Annotated in this window: 7 protein-coding genes; 3 read left to right on the plus strand and 4 right to left on the minus strand. The window is 60.5% G+C overall.

All coding sequences use genetic code 11. The features are described from left to right. Positions 1-65 precede the first annotated feature (65 nt). The 3 genes from creC to rloA2 form a co-directional block, all read right to left on the minus strand. A complete protein-coding gene (gene creC / locus PMI23_RS14310) occupies positions 66-1,484 on the minus strand; it encodes a two-component system sensor histidine kinase CreC (protein WP_007910000.1) in 1,419 nt (472 codons plus the stop codon). Next, entirely contained in the window at positions 1,484-2,164 is a 681-nt protein-coding gene (creB, locus tag PMI23_RS14315; protein WP_042704954.1) for a two-component system response regulator CreB, read from the minus strand. Before creB ends, creC begins: the two co-directional genes overlap by 1 nt. A 73-nt stretch (positions 2,165-2,237) precedes the next feature. After that, a complete protein-coding gene (rloA2, locus tag PMI23_RS14320) occupies positions 2,238-2,741 on the minus strand; it encodes a retropepsin-like aspartic peptidase RloA2 (protein ID WP_007909997.1) in 504 nt (167 codons plus the stop codon). A 307-nt stretch (positions 2,742-3,048) separates the two neighbouring features. Between rloA2 and PMI23_RS14325 the strand changes: the two genes are divergently transcribed. Continuing rightward, a complete protein-coding gene (locus PMI23_RS14325; RefSeq protein WP_007909996.1) occupies positions 3,049-3,936 on the plus strand; it encodes an acyltransferase in 888 nt (295 codons plus the stop codon). 1 nt (position 3,937) lies between these two features. On the opposite strand, the gene PMI23_RS14330 is transcribed toward PMI23_RS14325, so the two are convergent. Then, positions 3,938-4,495, minus strand: coding sequence for a DUF2780 domain-containing protein (locus PMI23_RS14330; protein ID WP_007909995.1), 558 nt, complete (start codon positions 4,493-4,495; stop codon positions 3,938-3,940). Positions 4,496-4,645: 150 nt separating this feature from the next. Here PMI23_RS14330 and PMI23_RS14335 point away from each other — a divergent pair, with 150 nt between their 5' ends. Together PMI23_RS14335 and PMI23_RS14340 are read left to right on the plus strand one after the other, a co-directional pair. Continuing rightward, positions 4,646-5,281 (plus strand): RNA polymerase sigma factor, encoded by a 636-nt coding sequence (locus tag PMI23_RS14335; protein WP_042704953.1) that lies wholly within the window; start codon positions 4,646-4,648, stop codon positions 5,279-5,281. Further along, positions 5,278-5,952 carry an anti-sigma factor gene (locus tag PMI23_RS14340; protein WP_007909993.1) on the plus strand — a complete coding sequence of 225 codons (675 nt, stop codon included), beginning with the start codon at positions 5,278-5,280 and terminating at the stop codon, positions 5,950-5,952. Before PMI23_RS14335 ends, PMI23_RS14340 begins: the two co-directional genes overlap by 4 nt. The last annotated feature ends 21 nt before the right edge of the window (positions 5,953-5,973 follow it).

Here is a 5,973-nt window from a genome sequence, read left to right on the forward strand (position 1 = left end):
GCAGCTCCTACAGGTGTACGCAATCCAATGTAGGAGCTGCCGAAGGCTGCGATCTTTTGACGGTATCAAGGCAAGCGCAATATCACTTCAACACCGTTTTCGACATTGCGAATCTGCATCGCCCCACCATGCAACTTGACCACTTCTTCAACGAAGTTAAGCCCCAAACCCGTGCTTTTTCGCCCACTGTCCGGACGCGGCAACGAGTAGAAACGCTCGGTCAATCGCGGCAAGGCGTAGTCAGGAATCGGCGCCGTTTCATTGAACAATCGAAATTCGATCTGCTCGCCAACCCGCTCGGCACTGAAACGCAGCAGCCCCTGAATCGGCGTGAAATCCAGCGCATTCTCCAGCAGATTGCCCAGCGCCTGACGCAACAGAAACGGCTCGCCAATCAACAGCAGATCCGCTGCCATCGCCCGTTCGATGCGCAACTGTTTGCCTTCGATCCGCGCCGCTTGCCCCTGCAGCAATTGCTCAACCAGCGCCGCCAGCGGCACAGCGACCCGTTCTTCAAGGCCCTGACGTTGCTCCACCTGCGCCAGATTCAGTAACCGTTCGATCAACTGCTGCATCCGCGCACTTTCGCTGTCGATGTTGCCGACAAAGCGCAGGCGCTGAACCGGCAACATATCCCCTTGCAGCAACTCCGCCGCTCCACGAATCGCCGCCAGCGGACTTTTCAGCTCATGGGTCAGCGTATGCACATAACGCTCGACGTAGGCCTTGCCTTCCAGTTGCGTGCGCATCTGTTCCACGGCGGTAGCCAGTTGTTCCAGTTCACCACCCCGGTAATGCGGCACTTCCACCCGCCGGCCCTCACTTACCGCTTGGGCATAACCGGTCAAGCGATGCAGCGCGCGGCTCAGCCACCACGAGAGCAAAGCACCGAACAACAGACCGAGGCCGATCAAACCCGCGCCGTAAAACAGCAAACGCCGTTCGGTGCGATCGACATAAGGCTGCAATGAGCTGTTGGGCTTGGCCACGGTGACCACACCGATGATCTTGCCGTTGTCGCGGATCGGCGCGCCGACGTGCATCACTGACGAACTGGCGTCATCCGGATCACTGCGGCTCGAACGTGCGCCGTACTCACCGCGCAGGGTCAGATAGACATCGTTCCAGCGCGAGTAATCCTGACCGACCGCTACACCACTGGAATCGAGAACGACGATGCCCTTGGCATCAGTCACGTAGATACGGTGGTTGACCTGATTTTTCGGTAAGCCCCAAATGGTCGCTTGCGGCTGACGCTCGCCATACGCGCGCAGCAATTCAGGCCAGCGATTCTCACTGAGGGTGCCAGCCTTGAAATCGTCACGGAGGATTTCCGCCATCAGGTTGGCGGTATCGACCAGGGTTTCTTCGGTGGACTGGCGCACGCCGGGGCGGATTTCTTCCATCACCGTGTTGAGCACGAAATACCCGGTGAGGCCGACAAACAGCACGTACACCAGAAAGATCCGCAGCCCCAAAGACATCAGCTGTGCCCCGGGCTGTAGCTGTAACCGAGGCCGCGATGGGTCTGGATCGGCTCGGCGTCGGCACGCACCAGACGCAGTTTGGCGCGCACGCTTTTGATGTGGCTGTCGATGCTGCGCTCGTAACCGGCGTCGGCCGCCACGCCCAACGCATCAAGCAGTTGTTCGCGACTGAACACCCGCTCGGGTTGTTCGAGCAGGCACTGCAACAGGCGGAATTCGTGGCGGGTCAGGCTTAACGTCTGGCCGCGATAGCTGATTTGTACGCGCTCGGGATCGATGCGAAACAGCGCCGAAGAGGCTTCAATCACTGGACGCGGCGCCATGCGTTTGAGGATGGCCTTGACCCGCGCCGCCACCTCTCGAGGGCTGAACGGCTTGACCACGTAGTCGTCGGCGCCAATCTCCAGCCCCACCACGCGATCAATCTCGGCATCGCGGGCGCTGAGGAACAGCACCGGCACCTCGCTGAAACGCCGCAGCTGCTTGCAAGTCTCGAAACCGCTGATGTCCGGCAGGCCGATGTCGAGGATGATCAGATCGGCCGGGGTCTGCCGCTGATGCTCCAGCGCCGCCGCGCCGAGGCTCAGCCACGTCGTGCTAAAGCCCTCGCCTTGCAGGGCGAAAATCAGCGTGTCGGCAATCGCCGCTTCGTCTTCGACAATCAGGATATGAGGCATGGCGTCCGAGCCCATAGGTTAAGTGCGCGAACGGTGCCCCAAGCCTGACGTTACGTCAATGAGACCACTTGGCTCAGCAGTCCGGTTTGTCGGCGGTGAAGCGCCGCGCCGGGTTCACTGCCGCGCCGAACTCGCGCAAGGCCTTGGCACCGATCAGCAGCGGATAATTGAAGTTGCTGCGGTCGGTCAGGTTGACCTCAACGGTACGCTTGACGTTGCCCAGGCACAGCTCCAGATCGACCACCGGGCGCTTGGCGACTTCGGTGCTTTCGCCCTCGTCCTCTTCGTCCGAGCGGCTTTTGATCTTGCTGATGCGCGCGACCTTGTGTTCGTAGACCTTGTTGCTGGCATCCTTGGTGCCGAGGCGGAACCGTACCCATTCATCGCCATCGCGGGTGAAGGTTTCGATGTCCTTGGCCGACAGCGAGGCGGTCAGTGCGCCGGTGTCCATCTTGGCCTTGAGCACTTCACCGCCGATTTCCGGCAGCGCGATGTATTCGTAGCGCCCGTACAGAGTCGGCTCGGCGGCCATGACCGGCAGAGCGACGAGGGCAAACAGTGCAAGGAGGGATTTCACGTAAGGGGCTTCCTTGGAAAATGAGGGCGGCAGACGCGAGATTTTAGACACCCGGCGAGCAATTCGTTCGCCCGTGAGACCGCATCGCTGGCAAGCCAGCTCCCACAAGGATCTTCAATGAATGCAATTCTCGTGAACACCAGAGAAACCTGTGGGAGCTGGCTTGCCAGCGATGAGGCCAGCAAAATCAATACAATATCTGGCACCAGCATACCGCCCCAAAAGTGAAACATTCGTCACCAGCGATTTGGCCTGCCGCGCGAAGCTGCTTATCATGGCGCGCCCATCCGTTTTCAAAGAGTTGCTTATGCGCCGCCTGCTCACCGGCTGTTTCGTCACCCTGCTGCTGTTGCTCAACACCCTGATTCTGATCGGGCCGTTGCTGGTGTTTGCCCTGCTCAAACTGGTCGCACCCGGCCGCTGGCGCGATTACGCGTCGGGCGCAGTGATGTGGATCGCCGAGACCTGGGCTGAGATCGACAAGCTGATTTTCCGTCTGTGCATCCCCACCCAATGGGACATTCGCGGCGGCGAGAATCTGCGCGGTGACACCTCGTATCTGGTGGTCAGCAACCACCAGTCGTGGGTCGATATTCCGGCGCTGATCCAGACCCTCAACCGCCGCACGCCGTTCTTCAAGTTCTTCCTCAAGAAAGAACTGATCTGGGTTCCGTTTCTGGGGCTGGCGTGGTGGGCGCTGGATTACCCGTTCATGAAGCGCTACACCAAGGCATTCCTGGCCAAACACCCGGAACTGGCCGGCAAGGATCTGGAAATCACCAGACAGGCCTGCGAGCTGTTCAAGCGTCAGCCGGTGACCGTGGTGAATTATCTGGAAGGTACCCGCTACACCGCGGCAAAAAGCGCACAGCAGCAATCACCGTTCAAGCATTTGCTCAAGCCCAAGGCCGGTGGCGTGGCGTTTGTGTTGGCGGCGATGGGTGAACAGCTGGACGCGATTCTCGACGTCACCGTGGTTTATCCACAAGCGAAAATCCCTGGGTTCTGGGATTTGATCAGCGGCAACGTGCCGCGCGTGATCATCGACATCAAGACCCGCGAACTCGACCCGGCGCTGTGGCAAGGCGATTACGAGAATGATCCGGCGTTTCGCCAGAAGGTCCAGAGCTGGGTCAACCAGCTCTGGAACGAGAAGGATCAGCGCATCGCCGAACTGCGCAGCGAGCGCGGCTGAATCAGCTACCGGTGCCGGCGCCCCAGATGCTGCCCAGACTCTGCAGCAGCGGGCCACCAACGCCTTGGTCACCCAGATACTTGAGCAGCACCGGGGCAAACTGGCCGACCATGCCGCTGTCCATGCCCAACGCGCCGAAAGCGTTGTTCAGGTCATTGGTGTCCTTGACATTGCCCAGCGCATTTTCCAGGCCGGCGGATTTGCCGGACTGACCGAGCAAACCACTCAACGCCGCCAGGTTGCCGCTACCGCCCGACAGCTTGTCGATGCCCGGCACTTCTTTGGCCAACTGCGAATAATCGGTGCTGCTCAATTGGTTTTTGGCCAGGCCCAGCATGGCGCTGGTGCCGCCGACGGCTTGCTGCGGGGTAACGCCCAGACCGGTGACGGCTTGCAGCAGGCCAGCCGTTTCCGAGGTCGGCGCGGCGGCAGTGGCCGCGTTGCCGCCCTGCATGCTGGAAGCAGCCTTGGTCACGTCGTCCAGGCTGAAACCGGCGAACACCGGGCTGGCAGCAAGGGTCATCAGTGAAGCCAAGGCAATACCGCGTGAAATCTTCATTCAGACATCCTCTTGCGCTGTGAAAACCACCCGTTGAGCGGGCAGTGAAACTGCCGGTTTGACCGGGTATCCGCCGGCATGTTCCGGCGCGGCGCATCCATTTTCATCCGGGCCGCGTATATAAAACGTGAAATCCCGGACACCCTCGCGATGAATGGCACAACCGCTGTCGCTGAACTAGCCTGTGAACAGTCCGAGTCACGCCCTCGCGCGCTCACTCTTGCCTGGAGAGTTGTCATTTCCATCGCCGACGCCAATCAGCTACGACAGTTGTTGGCCCAGTGTTCACTGGGTGATCGTCGCGCCTTCGAAACGCTCTATCGCAGCGTCGGCCCGCGCTTGCACGGCGTGGCATTGCGCTTCATGGGCCGCGCCGATCTGGCCGAAGAAGTGCTGCAGGAAGCCTTCGTGCGCATCTGGAATAACGCCTCGCGCTACGAAGCGCATCTGTCCGCACCGCTGACCTGGATGATCAACATCACTCGCAATCAGGCCATTGATCAGTTGCGCAAACACCGCGACCGGCCGTTGACTGACCTCGAACAGAACACGCTGCCGGACGAAAGCCCTTCGGCTCACGATCAACTGAACAGCGCTCGCGAGGCTCAGACGTTGAACCGCTGTCTGGACACCCTTGAAAGCATGCAGCGCCAGTCGATCACCGTGGCCTACTTTCAGGGGTTGTCGTGTACGGAACTCGCCGAACATCTCGCCACGCCACTGGGAACGGTGAAATCGTGGATCCGCCGTGGCCTGGAACGTCTGCGCCGGTGCCTTGAATCATGAACTACCAGACCCCTGCCCTGCGCCGCGCCCTTGCTGCCGATTACGCGATCGGGTTGATGGCTGCGCCTGCGCGGCGGCGGTTTGAACAATTGCTGCTGGACGACGATGTGTTGCGAGCTGAAGTGGCGCAATGGCAGGAAACACTGGTGAGTCTCACCGAATCTCTGCCGGAGCATCCGGTGCCCGATCGCGTCTGGCAAGGCATCACCGCGCGTATCGAACCGCAAGTCCTGCATGTGCCCGAGAAGCGACCGCTCTGGAACTGGCTGCGGGTTACCGCTGCGCTGTGCTCGATCGTGGTGCTGGTCTTTCTCGGCTCGCTGTACAACCGCGACGATGCCCGCTACCGCGCTACGCTGCTGACCGCTGATGCGCAACCGGCGCTGAAGGTCGAGGCGCATGCGGATTATCTGCAAGTCGAACCGCTGACACTGGCAGCGGTTGATGCGGATCATAGCCTGGAGTTGTGGGCGATTCCGGCGGATGGCAAGCCGATTTCGCTGGGTGTGATTCCGGCGGGGGGCAAAGGCAAGGTTGAGTTGAGTGAGGCGCAGAAGGTGTTGATCGGCAAACCGATTGCGCTGGCAGTGAGTCTGGAACCGAAAGGTGGTTCGCCGACCGGACAACCGACTGGACCGGTGCTGTATCAAGGAGCGTTGGCGGCTCTGTAAAGCAAAGCCCCTCACCCTAGC

Source organism: Pseudomonas sp. GM24 (assembly GCF_000282235.1).
GTDB lineage: Bacteria > Pseudomonadota > Gammaproteobacteria > Pseudomonadales > Pseudomonadaceae > Aquipseudomonas.